At 46.8% G+C, this 21,292-nt stretch carries 13 protein-coding genes; 6 read left to right on the top strand and 7 right to left on the bottom strand.

The window, feature by feature from the left end; translation table 11 throughout:
* Positions 1-74 precede the first annotated feature (74 nt).
* The 4 genes from ACXAGR_RS00645 (at position 75) to ACXAGR_RS00630 (ending at position 6,486) form a co-directional block, all read left to right on the top strand.
* On the top strand, positions 75-3,128 hold the full coding sequence (locus tag ACXAGR_RS00645) for a TonB-dependent receptor (RefSeq protein WP_474843238.1): 3,054 nt from the start codon (positions 75-77) through the stop codon (positions 3,126-3,128).
* Positions 3,129-3,196: 68 nt separating this feature from the next.
* Complete coding sequence (locus ACXAGR_RS00640) at positions 3,197-3,946, top strand: SapC family protein (protein WP_474847506.1); 750 nt, start codon at positions 3,197-3,199, stop codon at positions 3,944-3,946.
* Positions 3,943-4,977, top strand: coding sequence for a cupin-like domain-containing protein (locus ACXAGR_RS00635; protein ID WP_474843242.1), 1,035 nt, complete (start codon positions 3,943-3,945; stop codon positions 4,975-4,977). The genes ACXAGR_RS00640 and ACXAGR_RS00635 overlap by 4 nt, the downstream gene beginning before the upstream one ends.
* A 9-nt stretch (positions 4,978-4,986) precedes the next feature.
* Positions 4,987-6,486, top strand: coding sequence for a tryptophan halogenase family protein (locus ACXAGR_RS00630; RefSeq protein ID WP_474847504.1), 1,500 nt, complete (start codon positions 4,987-4,989; stop codon positions 6,484-6,486).
* Between the two features lie 44 nt (positions 6,487-6,530).
* Here ACXAGR_RS00630 and ACXAGR_RS00625 read toward each other — a convergent pair whose 3' ends face one another.
* The 6 genes from ACXAGR_RS00625 to ACXAGR_RS00600 all read right to left on the bottom strand — a co-directional run bounded on the left by ACXAGR_RS00625 (position 6,531) and on the right by ACXAGR_RS00600 (position 16,686).
* The gene (locus tag ACXAGR_RS00625; RefSeq protein WP_474847502.1) at positions 6,531-7,643 is read right to left on the bottom strand and encodes an endo-1,4-beta-xylanase; all 1,113 of its coding nucleotides are present in this window, start codon (positions 7,641-7,643) and stop codon (positions 6,531-6,533) included.
* Positions 7,644-7,656: 13 nt separating this feature from the next.
* Positions 7,657-10,380 (bottom strand): glycoside hydrolase family 3 C-terminal domain-containing protein, encoded by a 2,724-nt coding sequence (locus ACXAGR_RS00620; protein ID WP_474847500.1) that lies wholly within the window; start codon positions 10,378-10,380, stop codon positions 7,657-7,659.
* A gap of 144 nt (positions 10,381-10,524) precedes the next feature.
* Complete coding sequence (gene manD / locus ACXAGR_RS00615; RefSeq protein ID WP_474847498.1) at positions 10,525-11,733, bottom strand: D-mannonate dehydratase ManD; 1,209 nt, start codon at positions 11,731-11,733, stop codon at positions 10,525-10,527.
* Positions 11,734-11,784: 51 nt separating this feature from the next.
* Positions 11,785-13,941: an alpha-glucuronidase family glycosyl hydrolase gene (locus ACXAGR_RS00610; protein WP_474847496.1), complete on the bottom strand. Its 2,157-nt coding sequence runs from the start codon at positions 13,939-13,941 to the stop codon at positions 11,785-11,787.
* Between the two features lie 295 nt (positions 13,942-14,236).
* Positions 14,237-15,667: a sugar porter family MFS transporter gene (locus tag ACXAGR_RS00605; protein WP_474847494.1), complete on the bottom strand. Its 1,431-nt coding sequence runs from the start codon at positions 15,665-15,667 to the stop codon at positions 14,237-14,239.
* On the bottom strand, positions 15,667-16,686 hold the full coding sequence (locus tag ACXAGR_RS00600) for a glycoside hydrolase family 43 protein (protein ID WP_474848096.1): 1,020 nt from the start codon (positions 16,684-16,686) through the stop codon (positions 15,667-15,669). Before ACXAGR_RS00600 ends, ACXAGR_RS00605 begins: the two co-directional genes overlap by 1 nt.
* Positions 16,687-17,222: 536 nt before the next feature.
* Here ACXAGR_RS00600 and ACXAGR_RS00595 point away from each other — a divergent pair.
* The gene (locus ACXAGR_RS00595) at positions 17,223-19,106 is read left to right on the top strand and encodes a PAS domain-containing hybrid sensor histidine kinase/response regulator (protein ID WP_474843256.1); all 1,884 of its coding nucleotides are present in this window, start codon (positions 17,223-17,225) and stop codon (positions 19,104-19,106) included.
* Positions 19,107-19,154: 48 nt separating this feature from the next.
* Here ACXAGR_RS00595 and ACXAGR_RS00590 read toward each other — a convergent pair whose 3' ends face one another.
* Positions 19,155-20,786 carry an NAD(P)/FAD-dependent oxidoreductase gene (locus ACXAGR_RS00590; protein ID WP_474847492.1) on the bottom strand — a complete coding sequence of 544 codons (1,632 nt, stop codon included), beginning with the start codon at positions 20,784-20,786 and terminating at the stop codon, positions 19,155-19,157.
* A 156-nt stretch (positions 20,787-20,942) separates the two neighbouring features.
* On the opposite strand from ACXAGR_RS00590, the gene fdxA reads away from it, so the two are divergent.
* Positions 20,943-21,266: a ferredoxin FdxA gene (fdxA, locus tag ACXAGR_RS00585; protein WP_119502361.1), complete on the top strand. Its 324-nt coding sequence runs from the start codon at positions 20,943-20,945 to the stop codon at positions 21,264-21,266.
* Positions 21,267-21,292 lie beyond the last annotated feature (26 nt).

Below are 21,292 nucleotides of genomic sequence, written 5' to 3'. Positions count from 1 at the left end.
ATAGACCAGATGCTGACGGGAAAAGGTTGGGCTATGTGTACATAGCCCGGGCACATCTCAACAGGACTAATGTAATGAACAAACAGCACACGTTCAGACAATCAATAGTAAATAAAGCTGTATCAGTAATACTTGGGACGGTAGTCATTTTACCGGCGACAGCACAAACGGAAGATCCGGTCGAAGTTATAGAAGTTACCGGTTTACGCTCCAGCCTGGCTGAAGCGGCTTCGATAAAAAGAAATTCTGTAGGGGTTGTAGACGCAATTTCAGCTGAAGACATCGGGAAATTTCCGGATACAAACCTTGCAGAATCCTTACAACGGATAACCGGTGTTTCCATCAGCCGTACAAACGGCGAAGGTAACGAAATCACCGTGAGGGGCTTTGGCGGCGGCAACAACATGATTACCCTGAATGGTCGGATGATGCCTGCAGCACAAACCTATGGCGGTGGTAGCGGAGCAGACGGTACGACCCGTGGAGGTAGTACCCGCGCTTTTGATTTCGCTAACCTGGCATCTGAAGGCATACGGGGCGTTGAGGTATATAAAACCAGCAAAGCAAATATCGCTACTGGTGGCATTGGTGCAACTGTGAATATCAAAACGGCACGCCCTCTTGATGCCCCCGGCTTTCGCTCCACCATAGGTGCAAAAGCAGTGCATGATACCACTAACCGTGCAGGTGATGATGTTACACCAGAGCTCTCCGGTTTAATCAGCTGGACTGATGATGACGCAAAATTTGGCGTGTCTTTAACGGGAAGTGTACAGGAACGTCATTCAGGATATGTTGGCGCAACAGTTAACGACTGGAACATCGGAACCTGGGGCGACCCTAACGATCCGGACACCCTGTTTAACAACAGCGGGGATATATATGAAAACGCACCTGAAGTGGGTCAGCTTTATGCCCGTCCCAACGATTTGCGCTATGCATTTTCGGATACAGAAAGAACGCGTACCAACGCACAGTTAACTCTGCAATACGCTGCCTCAGATAACCTTGTTGCGACCCTGGATTATCTTTATGCAGAGAATGATATACAGGAGCATCGTGGTGAAATAGGCAACTGGGTGCAAAACGGCTCCAACGTAACTGCTGTGGTATTTGATGACGGTCCCATTGCAACACCTATCTACATTGCAGAGTCTTATCCCGGTACCGTGGACGAAGGTTATGAACAACAATGGCGCGAACAAACTAATACACTCAATTCTGTAGGTATTAATCTTGAATATTTCGCCTCTGACAATCTTCTGCTGTCGCTTGATGCTCATAATTCCAAAATGGAAAGTTTGCCTACAGGTCCCAGTGACAATGCTGCCTCAGGTGAGATTGCTGTTGGTATAGGCTCCCCTACTGTTACTTCCCGCGAGTGGTGGTTCGATACGGAACTGCCGACATACCGGAATGTTTACGATGATAGTGCAAGAGGAAACGGGAACGGTGTAGTTGACGCCGGAGATGTTGGTTCATCGATTTTACGCTTCAGACACGCTTCTCAGGAAACAGAAATAAGTCAATTAAAACTTGACGGTAAATGGATGTTTGACAGCGGGGAATTTGATTTTGGTGTTGAAACCAGAGCTATGGAAATGATTGCGCGGCAGACGGCCGGCGACAATATGACACTAGGCAACTGGGGCATAGCGAATCCGGGAGAATTTTCCGAAGGACTCCTTCAACCTCTCGATGTAGCCGGTCTGTTTGATGACTTTGACACCGGGCAAAGTCAGGGAATGGGTTTTGTCGCTGATCCTGTAGCCTTAGCCCGTGAGGGGTTAGCACTCTACCCTTCAGATGCTAATTATTTCGGTGTCAGCAATATTTTCTCAACCAACGATGTGGTTAAAGAAGACACTATGGCCGCATATTTTCAGGTTGCACTGAGCGGCGAACTTGGCAATATGCCAGTTAACTTTTTGGCCGGAGTCCGTTACGAAAAAACCGATGTCACTTCAACATCTCTGGTCACGCCACCCAGTTATCTGATCTGGGAAAACAACAACGACTTCAGTCTCTATACCGATCCTGATACAGATACAATTCCGCTGTCTGTGGACGCTGATTATGATCACGTGCTCCCCAGCTTTGACTTCGATGTTATGCTAACAGATGAGGTGAAAGCCAGATTCTCTTATAGCAAAACTATCGCCAGAGCAGGTTATGGTGATTTGCGGGTATCGCCCAGCGGTTTCGGTACATCAGGCTCGACACTTAACGGCACCAGACCCACGGCCAGTTCATCTAACCCTGCACTACTCCCTCTTGAGTCAGATAATTTTGATGTTTCAGCGGAGTGGTATTTTGAGGAAAACAGTTACGCTTCAATAGGCTTCTTCGAAAAACGTGTGGCTAACTTTATCGGGACAGGCCAGGAAGATCGCACATTTTTTGACATCCTCGATCAGACTAACGGACCACGGGCATTGGCGGCTGCGGAAGCGCTCAGAGACCGCGGTTATGCAGTGGATGATACCTCACTTTTTGCCATGATGGTTCTGCTCGAACATCCCGAAGCATTCCCCAACGGCGCGGATGACTACACCGGTTCATCAGAACAGTTATTACAACTGGGGGAAACACCGGGATGGGATATCGTGCCTGAAGAAGGCGATCCTGAAATGGTGTTCAGAACCAGCTTGCCTCAAAATAACCGTGAAGCCAAACTTTACGGAGCAGAACTTGCTGTCCAACACTTCTTCGGAGAGTCCGGCTTCGGTTTCCAGGCGAACTATACCCTGGTTCGGGGCGACATCGGATTTGATAACAACGGAAGCCCGGATGTGTCACAGTTTGCTCTTGCCGGCCTGAGTGACACTGCCAACTTTGTTTTTATTTACGACAAAGACGGTCTGACAGCGCGGGTAGCTTATAACTGGCGTGATGAATATCTGAACCGCATAAACTATCGCGGCTCAAATAATCCCACTTACGTTGAAAGTTATGCGCAGATAGATGCTAACGTGAGTTACGCCATTAATGAACAACTCACAGTGTTTGTTGAAGGTATTAATATTACCGGAGAGAACCGTCGCGAGCATGGGCGTACTGAAAACCAGTTGTGGTATCTGGAAGATCTGGGAGCCCGCTATCAGCTAGGCGCCCGTTATAACTTCTGACAATAATAGCTAGCCGCGGCCGGAAGAGACGCCGGTTGCGGCTGTATATCTGAATAAATGGAAGTCCTGTGGCAAAACTACAATTACTCAATAACCTTAACCATAAAGATTTACGGGTTTTTACCCGTTACGGGGCGCAATATGGCGATAACGTTGGCTCCGTACTTACTTTTCCTGTCGAGTATGACGATCTGCACAAAGAATACCCTGTTTTACTGCGCAGACATCCCACACACGGTCTGCAATCAGTAGCATTACTCGGTTTTTCTGCACAGGAAAATCTTTTTCTGAATGATCTCTACCCTTCACCACCGTCAGCAGGCAGCTGGATGGCCCGCTATGTGCCGGCAATGATTGCAAAAGGCCCGTTTATGATTGGATATCAGCAACAGGACGGCCAATCTGAGCCGGTTATACATGTTGATATGGACCATCCCAGAATCTCACATGATGCAGCCGGAGGCACTGCTGTATTCTTACCCAAGGGCGGCCAGAGTGGTTATTTGCAAAAAATAGCTTCAACACTCCAGCGGCTGGATACAGGTCAAAAAGAAGCGGATTTATTCTACCGGGAAATGGATCACCTGAATCTACTTGTGCCCGTTAACTTTACTCTTACATTGAATTCAGGAGAGAAAATCTCCGTTGAGGGTCATGAGACTATTTGCAGTGAAACGTTCGCATCTTTACCTTCACATTCACTGTCAGAACTGCACCGGAAAGGCTGGTTGAATTATATAATTTTTCTTCAGTCCTCGCTGGCAAATATGAATTGGCTCATTGAAATGAAAAATGCAATGGAGATTGTCAGGACGTGAACGAGCGACAGTGGCTTCCTGTCGAGGAGACAGCGCATTTAACCCCGACGTCAATCCCATCAGACCTGATTTTAAGACATAAACCCCTGGTTATGCGTGGTTTAGTTCAGTCATGGCCCGCAGTGAAGGATTCCGGCGATGTGCCCCGTCTGATAAACAGAATCAAGCAGGCATATAATGGCAGGCCGGCAATGATATACCAGGCTCCGCCCGGCGTTTCCGGCCGGTTCGCCTACGGCCCTGATTTGACGCACTTAAACTACGAAAGTGTATACGGCAGCGTTTCAACTATGCTTGATGAAATTACAGAAACGTTGAACGAGGCTAATCCACCTTCCCGCTATGTTGCTTCGAACCAACTTCAAACCCACTTTCCCGGACTGTTATGTGAACATTCACTAAGGTTACCACCGGCAATTACCCACCCGGAAGCTGCTCCGCCCTTAGCAAGTATCTGGATGGGGAATCATTCCATCGCCTGCGCCCATTTCGACGCGCTGGAAAATATTGCCTGTTGTGTAGCCGGAGAAAGGCGCTTTAATCTTTTCCCCCCTGAGCAGATTAAGCATCTTTATCCCGGTCCGCTTCATATTACCCCGGGGGGACAGCCTGTGACGCTGGTAGATATACACAACCCCGATTTACAAAAATTTCCTGAGTTTGCCCGCGCGCGGGAACATGGCTATGAAGTTACTCTCAAGCCCGGCGATGCTATCTATATCCCGTCCATGTGGTGGCATCAGGTAGAAGGTCTGCATGCTTTCAACATTATGATCAACTACTGGTGGAGTATGGCACCGGACTACCTTGCAGGAGGCATGAGTGCTCTGCTGCACAGTATACTGGCCATCAGAGATAAACCGGTTCACGAAAAAAAGGCCTGGAAAGCCATATTCGATTATTACATTTTCTCCGCCAGTGAGAGTAATACGGACCATATTCCCGAAGAGGCAAAAGGTCCCCTCGCTACACTGGATGAGAATACAGCAAGGCAACTCAGAGCCATATTAATACGACAGTTAAATCAATAGGTTTCGCCAATGGATTCAAACACCCAATCAGAGAAAACCCGCGTTGTCATTGCCGGTGGTGGTACTGCAGGCTGGTTGACTGCCGCAGCACTTGCAAAAAAGCTGGGGCCGTTAGTGGACATAACACTGGTTGAATCTTCTGATATTTCGACTATTGGGGTTGGTGAGGCGACTATCCCCCCTCTTCGCGTTTTTCACCAGTTGCTGGGAATTAATGAAGCTGAATTTATGCGGGCGACCTCCGCGACCTTTAAACTGGGCATTCAGTTCACTGATTTCGGCGATAAACAAACTGAGTATATTCACTCTTTCGGGCAAACCGGGCAATCAGGCTGGCTGGCTGAATTTTTCCATTTCTGGAGAGAGGCTCACGAAAGAGGCATACCCGGAGAATACGGAGAATACTGTCTGGAGCTGGAAGCGGCCAAAGCTAATAAATTCTTCACCTCAACGCAAAATTCTCCTCTCAACTACGCCTATCATCTTGATGCCGGAGCTTACGCTGCCTATTTGAAAAAAATAGCCGTTAACTCTGGCATCACTCATATTGTTGATAACATTGAAGCGGTCAACCGTGCCCCGTCTGGAGATATTTATGCGCTTTTACTCCGGCAGCAGGGGTTGTTAACGGGTGATCTCTTTATTGACTGTACAGGGTTTAAAGCTCTGCTGATTGGTGAAGCCCTTAACACCGGATATGAAGACTGGTCTCACTGGCTTTTCTGTAACCGGGCTCTGGCCGTACAAACTGAATTGGCTCCGCCATTAAAGCCCTATACAGTAGCTTCTGCTCATGAAGCAGGGTGGCGCTGGGAAATACCTTTACAACACAGAATGGGCAACGGATTCGTTTACAGCAGTCAATTCCTCACAGATGAACAGGCTGAATTGCAATTTCAGAAGACGCTGAATTCTGCCCCACTGCAAACAATTCGTCGCATAGAATTTAAAACTGGCAGACGTGACCATGCCTGGCAACACAATTGTGTTGCTATCGGGCTTTCTGCGGGTTTCGTTGAGCCCATGGAGTCTACCAGTATTCATTTAATAGTAACGGGTATAACGCGGCTTATGCAGCTGTTTCCTTACAGGGGAGATGCTACCCGCCTGCGTAATGAATATAACAATCAAACGCGGGCCGAAATAGAGAAGATACGTGATTTCATTATATTGCATTATCATGTAACAGAACGGGACGATTCTGAATTCTGGAAAATGTGCAAAAAAATGAACATTCCGGACAGTCTGGCTGAACGTATTGAATTATTTAAAGAACATGGTCATGCTTTTCAGAAAAACGGTGAGTTGTTTCGCGTTGATTCCTGGACTCAGGTAATGCTCGGACAAGGAATTTTGCCGGGCTCCTGGCATCCCGCAGCAAAAATGATGAGTAGCGGGCAACTTAGCGCAGCTATGGAAAAAGGCAAACAGGAAATTAAACAACGGGTAGCACAGTTACCCGGGCACGAGATATTTGTCAGTCAGTATTGTGCGTCAGTGAAGCATTAGAACGCTTACATTCACAGTGACATTCGCAAAAACAAAAAAAGCACCTATGGTGCTTTTTTTACTATTACTTTGTAGGCCAGCTTTGGTTGGCCATTCCGGTCAAATAGTAACGGATAATCCACCCGTCCACGGACAGGCCAGTTATTTCGCCAGGATTCATCATCAGACGTTCCCCAAAGCGTCACCCTGTCAATATGTGCAGCATATTTCACAAACAAGGAGAAAAGACCTTCATAGACATCAGCTAATCTCATTTGCTCTGACTCTGGCAATCCGTTTCTGTAGGGGTCGTACAATGGATCAGCCACATACCGTTGATTTACGTTTGCACCCTCAAAAGATTCCTCCGGGACGGGTAACACTGACACGTCCAGTTCTGTCAGAGAAACCTTAGTTCCCGCGCTGATAAGAGTCTTGATGCTCTCTTCAACAGCGCTCAGCTCCGGATAAAATAATGAGTAGTGGCCCTGCATCCCCACTGCGGAAATATCGATTCCGGCGTCGGTAAGCTGGTGTATCAGCCTGACTGCACCAGCCACTTTTTCGGGCTTATATAAATTAAAATCGTTATAGTACAACTGAGCATCAGGATCTGCTTCCCTGGCAAAACGAAAAGCCTGAATCAGGTAGTCATCGCCAATAATTCTTCTCCAGGGAGTATCACGTAAACTTCCATCGTCGTTTAAAGCCTCATTCACCACATCCCATCCCAGTACTCTCCCTTTATAGCGACCTGCAACGGTATAAATGTGTTCTTTCATGCGCTCCAGTAAATGCTTTCTGCTGATCTCAGCGCCTTTTTCATCTTTAAAAACCCACTCTGGTGTTTGCTGATGCCAGATCAACGTATGGCCAATGACTGAAGCTCCGCATCTGTCTGCCAGCTCGAACAGCTTATCTGCCAGGGTGAAATCGAATTCCCCGTCACGGGGCTGCAAGGACTGCCACTTCATAGCATTTTCTGCAGTGAAGGCATTGAATTCCTTACAAACCGGTGTATCTGTAGCGGGTAACGCTTTACTCAAAGTATCGTTACTGATGGCTGTGCCTGTGAGAAATTGATCATGGTAGGCTTCAGCCAGTTCTTGTGCACAAATTGACGGACTCGCGGTAATCACTCCGCATAACATTACCAATATAACTTTCGCTTTTTCCAAAATGTTGTCCGCCTTAATTGATGTTGATACTTGCCTGCGCGATGCGTGTTCCATCGACATAGCCCGGCTGACCATCACCGGCGAATATATTTAATTTTCCCTTATAAGCGACCCTGCTACCTTTATCGTTTATGTATGTCAGCTCTGAGGCTGGTACGGTTAATGATACGGATGCTTTGGTCTGATTTTCCAAAAATGTGCGGGTGAATCCTTTTAAGCTTATACGTGGAGTACCTGCAGGCGCATCCGGCATCTGCACATACAACTGTGTCACCTGCTCTGCATCGTACGGCCCCATATTTTGCAGACTGACTGTAATTTCCAGATCACTTCCGGAATTCAAATTCGCAGGGGTTTTCAAGTCACTGTATTGGATTTCACTATAGCCCAGTCCATGCCCGAACGGGTATAAGACCTCGCCTTCGAAGTAGCGATAGGTACGGTTAGCCATTGAATAATCATCAAACTCTGCAAAACCATCGAGATTTTTATAGAAGGTCACCGGTAATCTTCCTGAAGGATTTACTTCACCCCACAAAATTTTGGCAAGCGCTGTACCAGCTGCTTCACCCGGATAAAATGCCTGGATAATCGCATCAGCGTGTTCATCTTCCCAGTTTAAGGCCATCGCACTGCCACTAAAATTAACGACCACTACCGGCTTTCCGATTTTATGTATAGCTTTAATTAATGCCTGCTGCTCCGCCGGCAAATCAATCCGTGAGCGATCGCCATAGTTGAAGCCGTCCAGCTTAACCGGCATCTCTTCGCCTTCAATACGGGGAGATATACCTACCGCCATCACAATTACATCTGCCTGTTGAGCAACGCTTTCAGACTCAGCCAACAAATCGGTGGAAACGTTCACCCAGCGCATTTGCCAGTCGCGTAAATGACTATAAGCCGTATTCGCTATAGTGTTCACAGAAAATATATGCCGGATTTCCAGGTCGTAAGACACGCCCGCCTCCAGTTCAACACTTCCGTTTATACGGCGTCCTTCGATGGATATCTCACCGGCGCCGTCAAAGCGATATTCTCCGGATTTCTCCGGGATCAGAACTGCTTTCAACACCATGCCATAGTCTTCAGCTATTTTGTTGGTCACAGGAGAATGGGTTTTGCGAAACGAGAGAGAGTCTAATACTTCACTACTAACGGGCCCGCCGGACATTTCGACAGGGAAATGCGGACGGGAAAAGTCAGACATTTTACCCTGCGTAACTTCGAAATATTCAGCTTGAGCACCGGGTACTAATCGTCCATCTTTGTCGTTATGATATAAAACAGTGTTATCCAGAACCTGCCAATGCCCGTATACGTCAGCAATTAATGCGCTGCCCGCTGAATAGGCAACATTATCCACGCCGGCATAATTTCTGATCCCCTCCAGAGCAGTCACCGGGTTTACCGGTAATCCGTTGTAGTTCCCCACCAATACATCAGGATTGTCTGCATTAGGGCCAATAACTGCGACTTTAAGTCCCTTTTTCAGAGGCAGAATCCCGTCGTTTTTGAGCATTACCAGAGATTTCTCAGCAGCTTGTAAGGCTTTTGAAAGATGAGACTCTGAACCAACAGATTCAGAAGGTATTGATGCAAAGGGCACATCTTCATCGGGATCAAACATGCCGAGTTTAAAGCGGGTTTTAAATAGCCTGCTTACCGCCTGGTCTATTAACGACTCATCAATAAAACCTTTCTGTACCGCAAAGATGAGGTTAGCAAAACTGCTTAACCGCCCAGTGCCGCAATTCAGATCGGTTCCGCTGGTTACTGCCCAGGCAGCTGCAGCTGCAGGAGATGCAGTGACGTTGTGTGCCTTAGGATCGTAAAAATCAGCTATAGCACCACAGTCTGACATTACATGACCATCGAATCCGTATTTACCTCTCAGAATTTCTTTCAGAAGCATATCGGAACCACAAGCAGGCGCATCATTCACACGATTGTAAGCGCACATAACTGCTTCGACATTTGCCTCTGTAACAGCCTTTTCAAAAGCTGGCAGGTAAGTCTCGTAAAGGTCTTTATCTGAAACAACATAATTGTCAGAATGGCGGGAAATCTCAGGGCCGTTGTGAACAGCAAAGTGTTTAGCTGTTGCTGCAGTTTTTAAATACTTATCATCATTGCCTTGCAGACCGGTGATAAAAGAAACGCCAAGTTCTCCTGTGAGATAGGGATCTTCGCCGTAGGTCTCCTGACCTCTACCCCACCGCGGATCGCGAAAAATATTTATATTCGGGGACCAGTAAGTCAGACCGGTGTAACGATAACTAAGTCCGTCCTGTTTAAATTCGTGGTGCTTCGCTCTACCTTCGTCGGAAATCACCGTAGCGACCTGATTCAAAAACGCCCTGTCCCACATCGCCGCCAACCCGATTGCCTGTGGAAACACTGTCGCTTCTCCGGCTCTGGCAACACCATGTAACGCTTCATTCCAATAGTCATACGCCGGTACTCCCAGCCGCGTGATGGCGGGGGCATCGTTGTACATCTGTGCAACTTTTTCCTCCAGCGTCATACTTTCTACCAGTGCCTTAACCCGGCTATCAAGTGGAAGTGCCGTATTCAGATAATCCGGCTGATTGTGACCCGTTGACTCAGCACGCACAACTTGCTGAGAGTGAACTTTAGTGCAGGATGCCAATGTTAAGGCAAGGGGAATTAATGCCAGTGCAAATCGCTTTTTAAAAGAACTGACAGCAGGTTTGACGTCTTCCATGTAACTCATGATTTTCTCACATTTGTAAACGATGAGAACACGATACCCCAACACTATTCGTGAACAAGCGGACCACTTCAAAACGTAAATAAGATGTAAAAAAACGCCATCAGAGCACGAATAAAATTGAGATGAAGTCCCGCTGAAGGATTTCTACCAGTTCCACAAAGTGCCATCCTCCAAACGATTCACAGGCAGCATTGCCCGCTTATAGGGATATTTTTTCGCAAGCGATTCGTCAATATCCACACCATGGCCCGCTGACTCTCCGGGAGTGAAAAAACCTCTTTCAAATTTATAATCGAAAGTGAATACTGACTCCATCTCTCGCGTATATGGCATATGCTCCTGAATACCAAAATTTGGTACCCAGTAATCAAAATGCAATGCCGCGCCCATACACACAGGCGACAAATCCGTTGCGCCATGAAACCCTGTTTTAACGTGATACAGACTCGCAAAGTCGGCTAATCTTCGCATTTGAGTAATGCCACCCGCATGCACCAGCGTCGAACGGATATAATCGATATATTGCTCTTGTATTAAAGAGCGGCAATCGTGAATGGAATTAAATACCTCTCCTACTGCCAGAGGTGTAGTCGTATGCTCACGAATTAAGCGAAAGCTCTCCTGATTTTCTGCAACAACGGCATCTTCCATCCAGAACAGATGGTACGGCTCCAGTTCCTTACCAAGCCGGGCCGCTTCAATAGGCGTTAAGCGGTGATGTACATCATGTAACAAGTGAATGTCGTCGCCATACTGGCTGCGGACGGCGCCGAAAAGTTTAGGCATAAAATTCAGATACTTATGCGTACTCCATACACTTTCTGATGGAAGGTCAGCGTCTGCCGGTTCATATTTTCTGCCATCTTTGGCAACACCGTAAGTACTTGCCAGACCCGGGATCCCTGACTGCACCCGTACTGCCTGATACCCTGCGTCAATGGCTTTACCAACGGCATCCAGGGTCGACTCGATACATACGCCGTCAGCATGGGTATAAGTCATGATCCTGTCGCGACTACGCCCGCCCAATAATTGATAGAGAGGCAGGTTGGCTATTTTGGCCTTAATGTCCCATAACGCAATGTCGACGGCAGCAATGGCAGTCATTCCCACGGGGCCACGCCGCCAGTAAGCGCCGCGATACAAAAACTGCCAGAGATCTTCTATACGTTGCGGATCTTTTCCGATAAGAGTAGGAATAATATGATCTTCAAGATAGCTGACAACGGACAATTCTCTACCGTTAAGTGTTGCGTCTCCGACGCCATACACCCCCTCATCAGTCATCACTTTCAACGTTACAAAATTGCGGCCGGGCGAACACACAATGACCTTAGCGTCGATAATTTTCATCGACTGACTCCTTAAAAAAAATAATATACAGTGAACATTATTGAGACCATGTCAGCCCTGACCCGGAGCATGGGGAAAAGATCTTGCTTTCAATTCGGCAAGTGAGTGTTTTGGTGTAAACCACTTTGCCGGTATGGGACGCTCAGAAAATTGTTGAAAATACAGCACACATGCATCACGCCACCAAATTGCTTCTTTCTCCTGAATATCCAGCGCCATCTGTACCTGACGGAATTGCAGAGGGTCAATCTGTCCTTCTAAATCATCCCATTTAGCGGCCATTTCACTAACTTGTTCTGCGCCCTGAAAATAGCGGTAAACCAACTCATCCCACAATGGACGGCCGCTGGATTCAACCTCAAAATCCCAGGGCAAGTGGTGAAACCAGAGCAGATATTTTTCGGGTGTACTTTGGGGATTTGACCACAGCTCCTTTAAAGGTGAAAAATATTGTTCTGTGGCATTCACGCCCTCGGGTGTACGGTCAAACCCGATACCGTCTTTCGCCGCACGATGATAGTAAGTCGAATTCCAGTCATCCCGTCCGAGACTATCAACCCAGGGACCTGGTCCGTAATGATGGCCAGCTCCCATGATGTGATGTAAGCCTAACGGTGTCATGACATCTACCACGGTTTGATGGCTGGTCATCATCATATTCGTGATAGCTGCCACTGCGTTCTTTTCATTGCTGAGTGTCATACGCACCCAATCTTCTGCGACCTCTGACGCTTTGCTTTCAGGATCCCAGGCCATGCGACCAAACACATACCAGTTCGACTGCAGTATGATATGCCCTGTCCAGTTGCGGTCAGTGCCGATATTCGACACGCCCGCCATGCCGCTAATCCTATGGTCAAACAGTTCACCATCGATAACTTTAGCAACCGTACTCCCTTCACCCTTTGCATATGTATCAGACTGCAGAACCTCCTCATACATTGGGCCCAGATAAACAAAATGTGTACTGAATCCCAAATATTCCATAGTAATTTGGAACTCCATCATCAGTGGTGTTTCTGGCATAGCACCGAATAAAGGACTAAAGGGTTCCCTGGGTTGAAAATCAATCGGGCCGTTTTTTACCTGAACCAATACGTTTTCATCAAACTTTCCGTCAAGAGGTGTGAACTCTGAATACGCTTGTTTGGAGCGCTCTTCGCCTTTCTCATTGGCGTAGACAAAAGCTCTCCACATAACATTTCCAGCAAACGGAGCCAGTGCCTTCGCAAGCATATTCGCACCTTGTGCATGAGTACGGCCAAAATCCCCCGGCCCGGGTTGTCCCTCAGAATTCGCCTTTACCAGGAATCCGCCGAAGTCGGGTATATCAGCATAAATCTCTGCCACTTTATCCTTCCACCACTGCTGAACTTCGGGATCCATTGGATCTGATGTGGACAAATTACCAATGAGTTGCGGCGAACTGAATTTCACAGATAGATAAACCTTAATTCCATAAGGTCTGAACAGATCAGCCAGTACTTTCACCTTCTCAAGATAATGGGGAGTCAATATGAGAGGGTCCGCATTGACATTATTAAGTACTGTGCCGTTGATACCAACTGACGCGTTGGCTCTGGCATAATCAACATACCGCTGATACCGGTATTCAGGTAATTTGTGCCAATCCCAAATAGACTGCCCCGCATATCCACGCTCTACATGGCGATCAAGATCATCCCAATGATTGAGCACTCTTAAGGAAATTTTTGGGGCCGATATGATATTAAGTGCATGCAAAGGCTTGTGTAACTGTACCTCTTTCAGAAGTCTGAATACCCCGTAAAGCGCCCCGGCATCAGTGTTAGCCAGCACCACTATTTTTGTTTCATTGTTATCCGTAACTTGTTTAACAATGTAACCTTCCCCTTCTGCCCGGCCAATATTGACGGAATACCGCTCAGCGAGTTGAGTTGCATTTTCACCACTGGCCACGAGTAAAGTGGCCTCGTCCGCACCCACATGGCGGGAACGATTTATCATGTTACCAAGAGCGAATTGTAGTTCTTCTCTGGCGACCTGCATGGTGTCTGAATCACCGTAGACATGGTAATTTCCTAGCAATGCAGTATAACTTTTTACCAGCTCAGATTGCTGTATAGCATCGTATTTGAGCCAGAGACGGTATCCATCTTCTCCGTGGAACAAATTTGAAGCAAATCCGCATTGTGACACTAGCAGGAAAAAAACGATCAGATACTTCATAACGTCCTTAAAATATTTTACGCGTAATATTAATCCGGCAACAATAAGGCATCCTGAGCAGCAGCATAACTAACCTTATTTCATGAAAACCAAGAGTTAACCTCATATAAATTCATTGTTAATAATAAGGTAACTACCTCATACTTTTTTTATGAAAAATGTTTATTGCCTTTGTGTTTTTTTGAGTTATCCCACTCACGTTGCTTCAAAAGTCTGAATCTTTACCAAAAAAAAGCCAGCGACATGCGCTGGCAAAATGGGAACTTGCATTCAATGGTTTATCTGAAGAAACAGATTACCCCTCCATATTTTCGAGCTCTCTGCCCTTCGTCTCGTGTATGAAACGAATGACAAATATGACTGAAAGCAATGCGAAAAATGTATACAGCCCGTATGCGCCGGCCAGGCCGGTCCCTGCCAACAATACTGGAAAGGAAATAGTAATCATAAAGTTACACGTCCATTGCACAAGACCGCTGACAGCCAGGCCGGAACCTCGTATCTGATTCGGAAACATTTCACCCAGCATAACCCACATAACCGGTCCCCAGGACATATTAAAGAAGAAGACATACAGGTTCGCAGAAACCAGGGCTAATGTACCCCACTCTCCAAGTATGAGTTTGCCGCCGGCCCCCTGAGAGGCATTCATAAAAGCGACTACCAGCACACCGAGAGTCAGAGTCATGCCTATCGATCCCCACTTCAGCAAGGGTTTGCGTCCAATTTTATCAATGACCAGGAGGGTCAACACACAAGCTGAAATACTGATAGCTCCGCTTAGAACGTTGATAAGTAACGCGTCAGACTCAGAAAAGCCAACGGCCTGCCATAGCACTGCTCCATAGTAAAAAACTACGTTAATACCCACAAGTTGCTGGAATGCAGCCAGACCCAGACCCACCCACACAACCGGGCGCACTCTGCCGGCTGTTTTATCAAACAGATCCTTTAGTTGTGGACGATGGTCGTGAGAAAGTGATTTTTTTATTTCAATGAACTTTTCTTGTGCAGCATCTTCGCCAAGCAGCTTCCTGAGCACTTTTCGGGCGCGTTCTGGCTGATTACCCGAAACAAGAAACCTTGGACTCTCAGGAATAAACCATAGCATTACGAAAAACAAAGTAGCCGGAATCAGCTCTATCCAGAACATCCAACGCCATGCTTCAAAATTTAACCACAATTTATTTGTCGAGCCTGCCGCTTCGCCGGCAAGAATGTAGTTACTTAAAAATGCTGAGAACAAACCACTCAGAATAGCAATTTGCTGAATACTCGTCAGCATTCCCCGGTACCGGGCAGGAGAGACCTCCGAGATATAAGCTGGTGCCATTACCGAAGCAGCCCCGACAGCAAGGCCGCCTGCTACACGATAAATTACAAACTCAAAAGAGGATGTAGCAACACCTGAGCCCCAGGCACTCACAATGAACAATACCGAAGAGATAATCAGTAAAGTTCTGCGGCCATATTTGTCAGCAAAACGACCAGCAAAGAAAGCGCCGGCTGCGCATCCTAGTAACATGCTGGATACATTAAACCCGGTTCCGGCGCTTTGTGAGTTAAATGCCTTTTGCAGCCCGTCAACTGTGCCATTAATGACACCACTGTCAAATCCGAAGAGAAAACCACCGATGGTTGCAACAATACTAATAAACACAACAAAACTAATATTGTCTTCCGTGGCTTTATCCATACTTGCCGTCTGAGCAGTTGATTCCAACATCACTTCTGCCCTAAGTAAGGATCAATGGTTACGATAGAGCCGTCCGGATTATAGGTAAGCTCTGTCATTTTCACACTTCGCAGGTGAGTTTGACCATCTGATAATGAGCTATCGTGATAGAACAGGTACCACTTTCCTTTGAACTCAGCGATTGAATGATGATTGGTCCATCCTAGAACAGGCTGCAGAATCACCCCCTGATAAGTAAACGGGCCATACGGATTGTCACCCGTCGCATAAACAATTTTATGCGTATCACCTGTAGAGTAAGAGAGATAATAATTACCCTTATATTTGTGCATCCAGGCTGCTTCAAAGAAACGGCGATCGTTATCTCCTTGCAAAATTGGGTTACCTTCTTTATCCAGCAAATCAATTTCTTTAGGTGTTTCTGCGTAGGACAGCATATCAGCGGCCATTTTCGCTATACGAGGTTTTACCGCTGGTGCATTATCTGCGGGATAGACATCTTCAGCATTATAGGAACCGCCTTCATAGCGTTGTAGTTGTCCTCCCCATATGCCTCCGAAGTACATGTAATAAGCCCCGTCATCGTCCTTAAATACGGCAGGGTCCATGCTGTAGCTTCCCTCAATGGGTTTAGCCTCTGGCACGAAGGGGCCTTCAGGTTTGTCACTTGTGGCAGCACCGATATGAAAAACATCGTTTTTGTCTTTAAGGGGGAAGTAGAGGTAATAAGTCCCGTCCTTATAAGCTGCATCCGGAGCCCACAATTGTCGACCGGCCCAGGGAATATCCTTCACAGATAAAGCCACACCGTGATCTGTCACTTCACCGCCGACCTCATCCATACTGAGTATATGATAATCACGCATGTCAAAATGATCACCATTGTCATTTTGGGGAATCCCTGATTCCACATCGTGTGACGGGTAAATGTACAGGCGTCCGTTGAAAACATGTGCAGAAGGATCTGCGGTATAAATATGTTCAACAAGAGGATCGCTTAATCCACTTTTTACTGAGTTTTTATCTCCGGAATGTTTTTGAACCGGAATATCTTTGTCTTCAACATCTTGTTGTTGTGGCTGACACGCTGTCAGAACGAGTGCAGACAGGATCGCTGAAAAGGTTAAAGAGAGTTTAGGTTGAAACGTCATATTACGCTCCCTGTTAGTGATGAAAAGTGCATAGCCCGATAATGCAGGGAGAGTAAATTAACGGCAATATCAACGGCTGCGAAAACGATAAAAAGACAACGAGGTAATGAATAACATAAACTTCACAACACTATTTTTCCTATCACAGCCATCACCACTATAAATTATCTATTTGAACCAAATGGTTGCAAGAACAAAAATAGTGTAAGAACGCGTTCTCCAGAAGGCGATGTTACCTTAATGTTAAGCTCACTTAATTTACCTTAGCGGGATTTCAAAATCTGGCGCTACAATGACATAAGCCCCTCAATGCAGATTCTGGAATATTTATTTTTTCTTTTATTTGTATTTAAAGGGATAATGATGTTCACGATGTTCGTCTGTAGTTTAGACGTATTACCCGTCACCATTAAAGGAAATGAAGAGGTGCTATAATGTCTGATACTGAGTCCCTGTTAGATTCCCTCAATACGCTTGTCTGTAAAGCGAACAAGGACGGATATTATACTTATCTGAATAACTATTGGGTCGTCAGTTTAGGCTGGAGTCTCGATGCACTGAAGAACCAGCCCTTTTTATCCTACGTACACCCTGAGGATCGGGCTGACACCAGCGCCACGATGGCGGCACTTTTCAATAGTAAACGCACTGTTGAGGGTTTTCGGAACCGCTACAAAAGTATCTCAGGTGAAGATGTCTGGCTTGAGTGGTTTGCAAAAGCCACCTCAGATACCGAAATAGTCGCATCAGCGACTATTATCACCGGGAAGGTGGTATTAGAAGAAGCAGACAGAAAACAAAAAGCTTTGTTGCAACAAGCTGAGTTGATTGCTTCCTTAGGACACTGGAGTGTTGACGTTGTAAATGAAAAGGTATTTTGGTCCGATGAGATATACCGCATTCACGGCGTTAGTAAAAGTGATTATGAACCATCGCTGCAATCTGCCATCGATTTTTACCATCCGGACGATATTTCTATCGTCCAGAATCACGTTAATGAGGCAGTCGAAAAAGGAGAAGGTTGGGAAGTAAAATTAAGAATTGTCCGTCCGTCCGGTGAAATACGACATGTGCATAGTAAGGGGATGGTAGAACATGACGCGACAGGAAGTATTAGTTCTATTTTCGGTACATTTCAGGATGTAACTGATCGGGTTAAAAAATCTCTGGAGCTGGAAGCAGCAAAAAGAAAGGCCGAAGTTGCGAATATTGCCAAAAGTCGCTTTCTGGCCTCAATGAGCCATGAGATTCGTACACCTATGAATGGTATTTTGGGTACCCTTCAGTTACTCGAAGACGAATTGACTAAGTCTTCTGACAGAAAACTTTTAAGCAATGCGCTTACTTCATCTTACTACCTGCTTAAAATTGTTAATGACATTCTGGATTTCTCAAAAATTGAAGCAGAGATGTTATCCCTCGAAAAAATAGCATTTTCTATCAGACAACTGTTAAACGAGGTCGCTTCCAATTTTGTTCCCCGTGCAAAGGCAAAAAACATTGTATTCCGAAGCTCCCTGCAAAAGAATCTACACGATGTTTGGTTGGGAGACCCGGTAAGAGTAAAGCAAATTATCACGAACCTCATTTCTAACGCAGTAAAGTTCACAGATACCGGTAGCGTCACAGTTGCAATGTACTCTGAGCAAACCACGGCCTCGTCAGCGTTGACGATTCAGGTTATCGACACAGGTATTGGTATGGAACAAAAAGTAATAGACGGATTATTTGAGAGGTTTACACAAGCAGATACTTCAACCACCCGCAAATATGGCGGTACTGGTTTGGGAATGGCCATAACAAAAAGCCTTGTAGAACTGATGAATGGCACACTGACGGTGACCAGTCAGAAGGATAAAGGGACTACTTTTTCCGTTACTTTACCTCTGGGAAAAGCCGAAAAGGCAGAGCCAATAAAAATATCAAACGCCAATGCCCCTGACCTCACCGGTAAAAAAATTCTCGTTGCCGAAGATAATGATATTAATCAGGTTATCATTACATCAATGCTGGAGAAAACCAATGCCGAAGTCAGGGTAGCGGAGAATGGACATGAGGCCGTTGAACTAACTCAAATATTTAAACCTGATTTAATTTTGATGGACATTCAGATGCCTGAATTAGACGGCCTTGAAGCCTGTAAACAGATTCGCCGCGATAATAGCACTATTCCCATACTCGCACTTACTGCTAACGTGATGTTAGAGGACATCAAAACCTACCTTGATGGAGGTTTTAATGAACATCTCGCTAAACCCGTTGAGGCCGGTAAGCTATACAGTAGACTAGACTTATATTTACGGAAGAAAAACCGCTGATTACCAGCTACGCTAATTTACTCACCATCCCCGTCAACCGGCAAATCGTCAGCTCTGTGAGTCAACCTGGTTAGTAAATGCCATAGCCAGCGCTTCTGCCACGCGGATGCCGTCAATGCCCGCAGACCAGATCCCGCCGGCATAACCTGCGCCCTCACCGGCCGGGTACAAACCCTTTACGTTCACGCTCTGGTAATCCTTACCACGCTTAATACAAACCGGAGACGAGGTACGGGTTTCCACACCGGTCAGCGTGCCATCAGCTTTGGCAAAGCCTTTTATCTGGCGGTCGAACGCAGGAATGGCTTCACGGATAGCTTCAGTGACATAGCCCGGCACCACTTTGCTTAAATCTGTCAGGGTAACGCCCGGCGTATAAGACGGCGTGACGTCTCCCAATTCTGCGCTTGGCTTACCGGCAAGAAAATCGCCGATAAGCTGGCCCGGCGCATGGTAGTTTTCGCCACCGGCTTTAAAGGCCATTTCCTCCAGCCTGCGCTGTAATTCAATCCCCGCCAGCGGGTGACCGGGATAATCTTCTTCCGGCGTGATGCCTACCACAATGGCACTGTTCGCATTGCGTTCATGACGCGAGTATTGGCTCATGCCGTTGGTGACCACACGACCCGGTTCAGAGGCCGCCGCGACCACGGTACCGCCCGGACACATACAGAAACTGTACACCGTGCGGCCATTTTTACAATGATGCACCAGCTTGTAATCGGCAGCACCCAGGATGGGGTTTCCGGCGTTATCACCAAAGCGGCATTTATCAATCATGCTCTGTTCGTGTTCAATGCGAAAACCGATAGAGAAAGGTTTGGCTTCAATGTATACGCCCTGGTCGTACAGGTTTTGGAAGGTGTCCCGGGCGCTGTGACCCAACGCCAGAATTACCTGCTTACAGGCCAGATAGCCGCCGTCAGACAAATGCAGGCCTTTCACCGCATATTCGCCGTCTTTTTCATCCATATCGAGCTTTTCTACCCGCGTAGAGAAACGGATTTCACCGCCAAGGTCGATAATTTGCTGACGCATTTTCTCAACCATGCTCACCAGTTTGAATGTACCGATGTGGGGCTTACTCACATACAGAATTTCTTCCGGCGCACCGGCTTCCACAAATTCATGCAGCACTTTGCGTCCGTAGTGTTTACGATCTTTTACCTGACTGTACAGCTTGCCGTCAGAGAATGTACCGGCACCGCCCTCCCCGAACTGCACATTGGATTCGGGATTTAAAGGCTGTTTGCGCCAGAAACCGAAGGTATCTTTAGTACGTTCACGCACTGCTTTACCCCGTTCAAGCACAATGGGTTTAAAGCCCATCTGGGCGAGGATTAACGCAGCGAAAATACCGCAGGGGCCGAGTCCCACCACCACCGGGCGACTATTCAGATTTTCCGGCGCCTGCGCAACAAACTTATACGACATATCCGGCGTAACTCTGACCTGCTGATCAGAGGCAAATTTTTCCAGCAATTTTTCCTCATGGTTTACCGACACATCCACGGTGTAAATCAGCTGAATATCTTTATTGTTGCGGGCGTCATAACCGCGCTTAAACACACTGGTTTCAAGCAAATCACTGGCAGCAATACCAAGCTTACTGATGATGGCCTGCGGCAAGGCTTCGTCGTTATGATCAAGGGGAAGTTTTATATCGGTTAAACGCAACATGAGGGATTTCCTGGTTCGCCGGACAGCCTGTCTGTCAGAGCCAGCATAGTGTAATGCAGATACTGGCGATCCGGTAGACATTCACCGGCATTTGTCTTTTGATCCCTCTGCTTTACACTTATAATCCGCCCACATTTTCAGACATGCGGATAAACCATGACATTTGTAGTAACCGACAACTGCGTGAAGTGCAAATACACCGACTGCGTCGCCGTGTGTCCGGTGGATGCGTTTTTTGAAGGTCCGAACTTTCTGGCTATCGATCCGGCCATTTGTATTGATTGTGCTTTGTGTGTGCCGGAATGCCCCGCCGAAGCGATTATTCAGGATACCCATTTAACCGAAGAGCAAAAGCCCTGGCAGGAAATCAATGCGGAACTGAGTCAGCAATGGCCGAATATTACAGAGGTAATTGCGCCGCCGGAGGATGCCGACAGCTGGAACGGTGTGCCGGACAAACTGCCGCTGCTGGAACGCTGAGCAGCGACAAACAGGCTTAGCATGCA

The organism is Alteromonas sp. ABH4_457, assembly GCF_056160625.1.
Note: the sequence above shows the minus strand (reverse complement) of the source record. Positions and strands in the feature narration are given on the sequence as shown.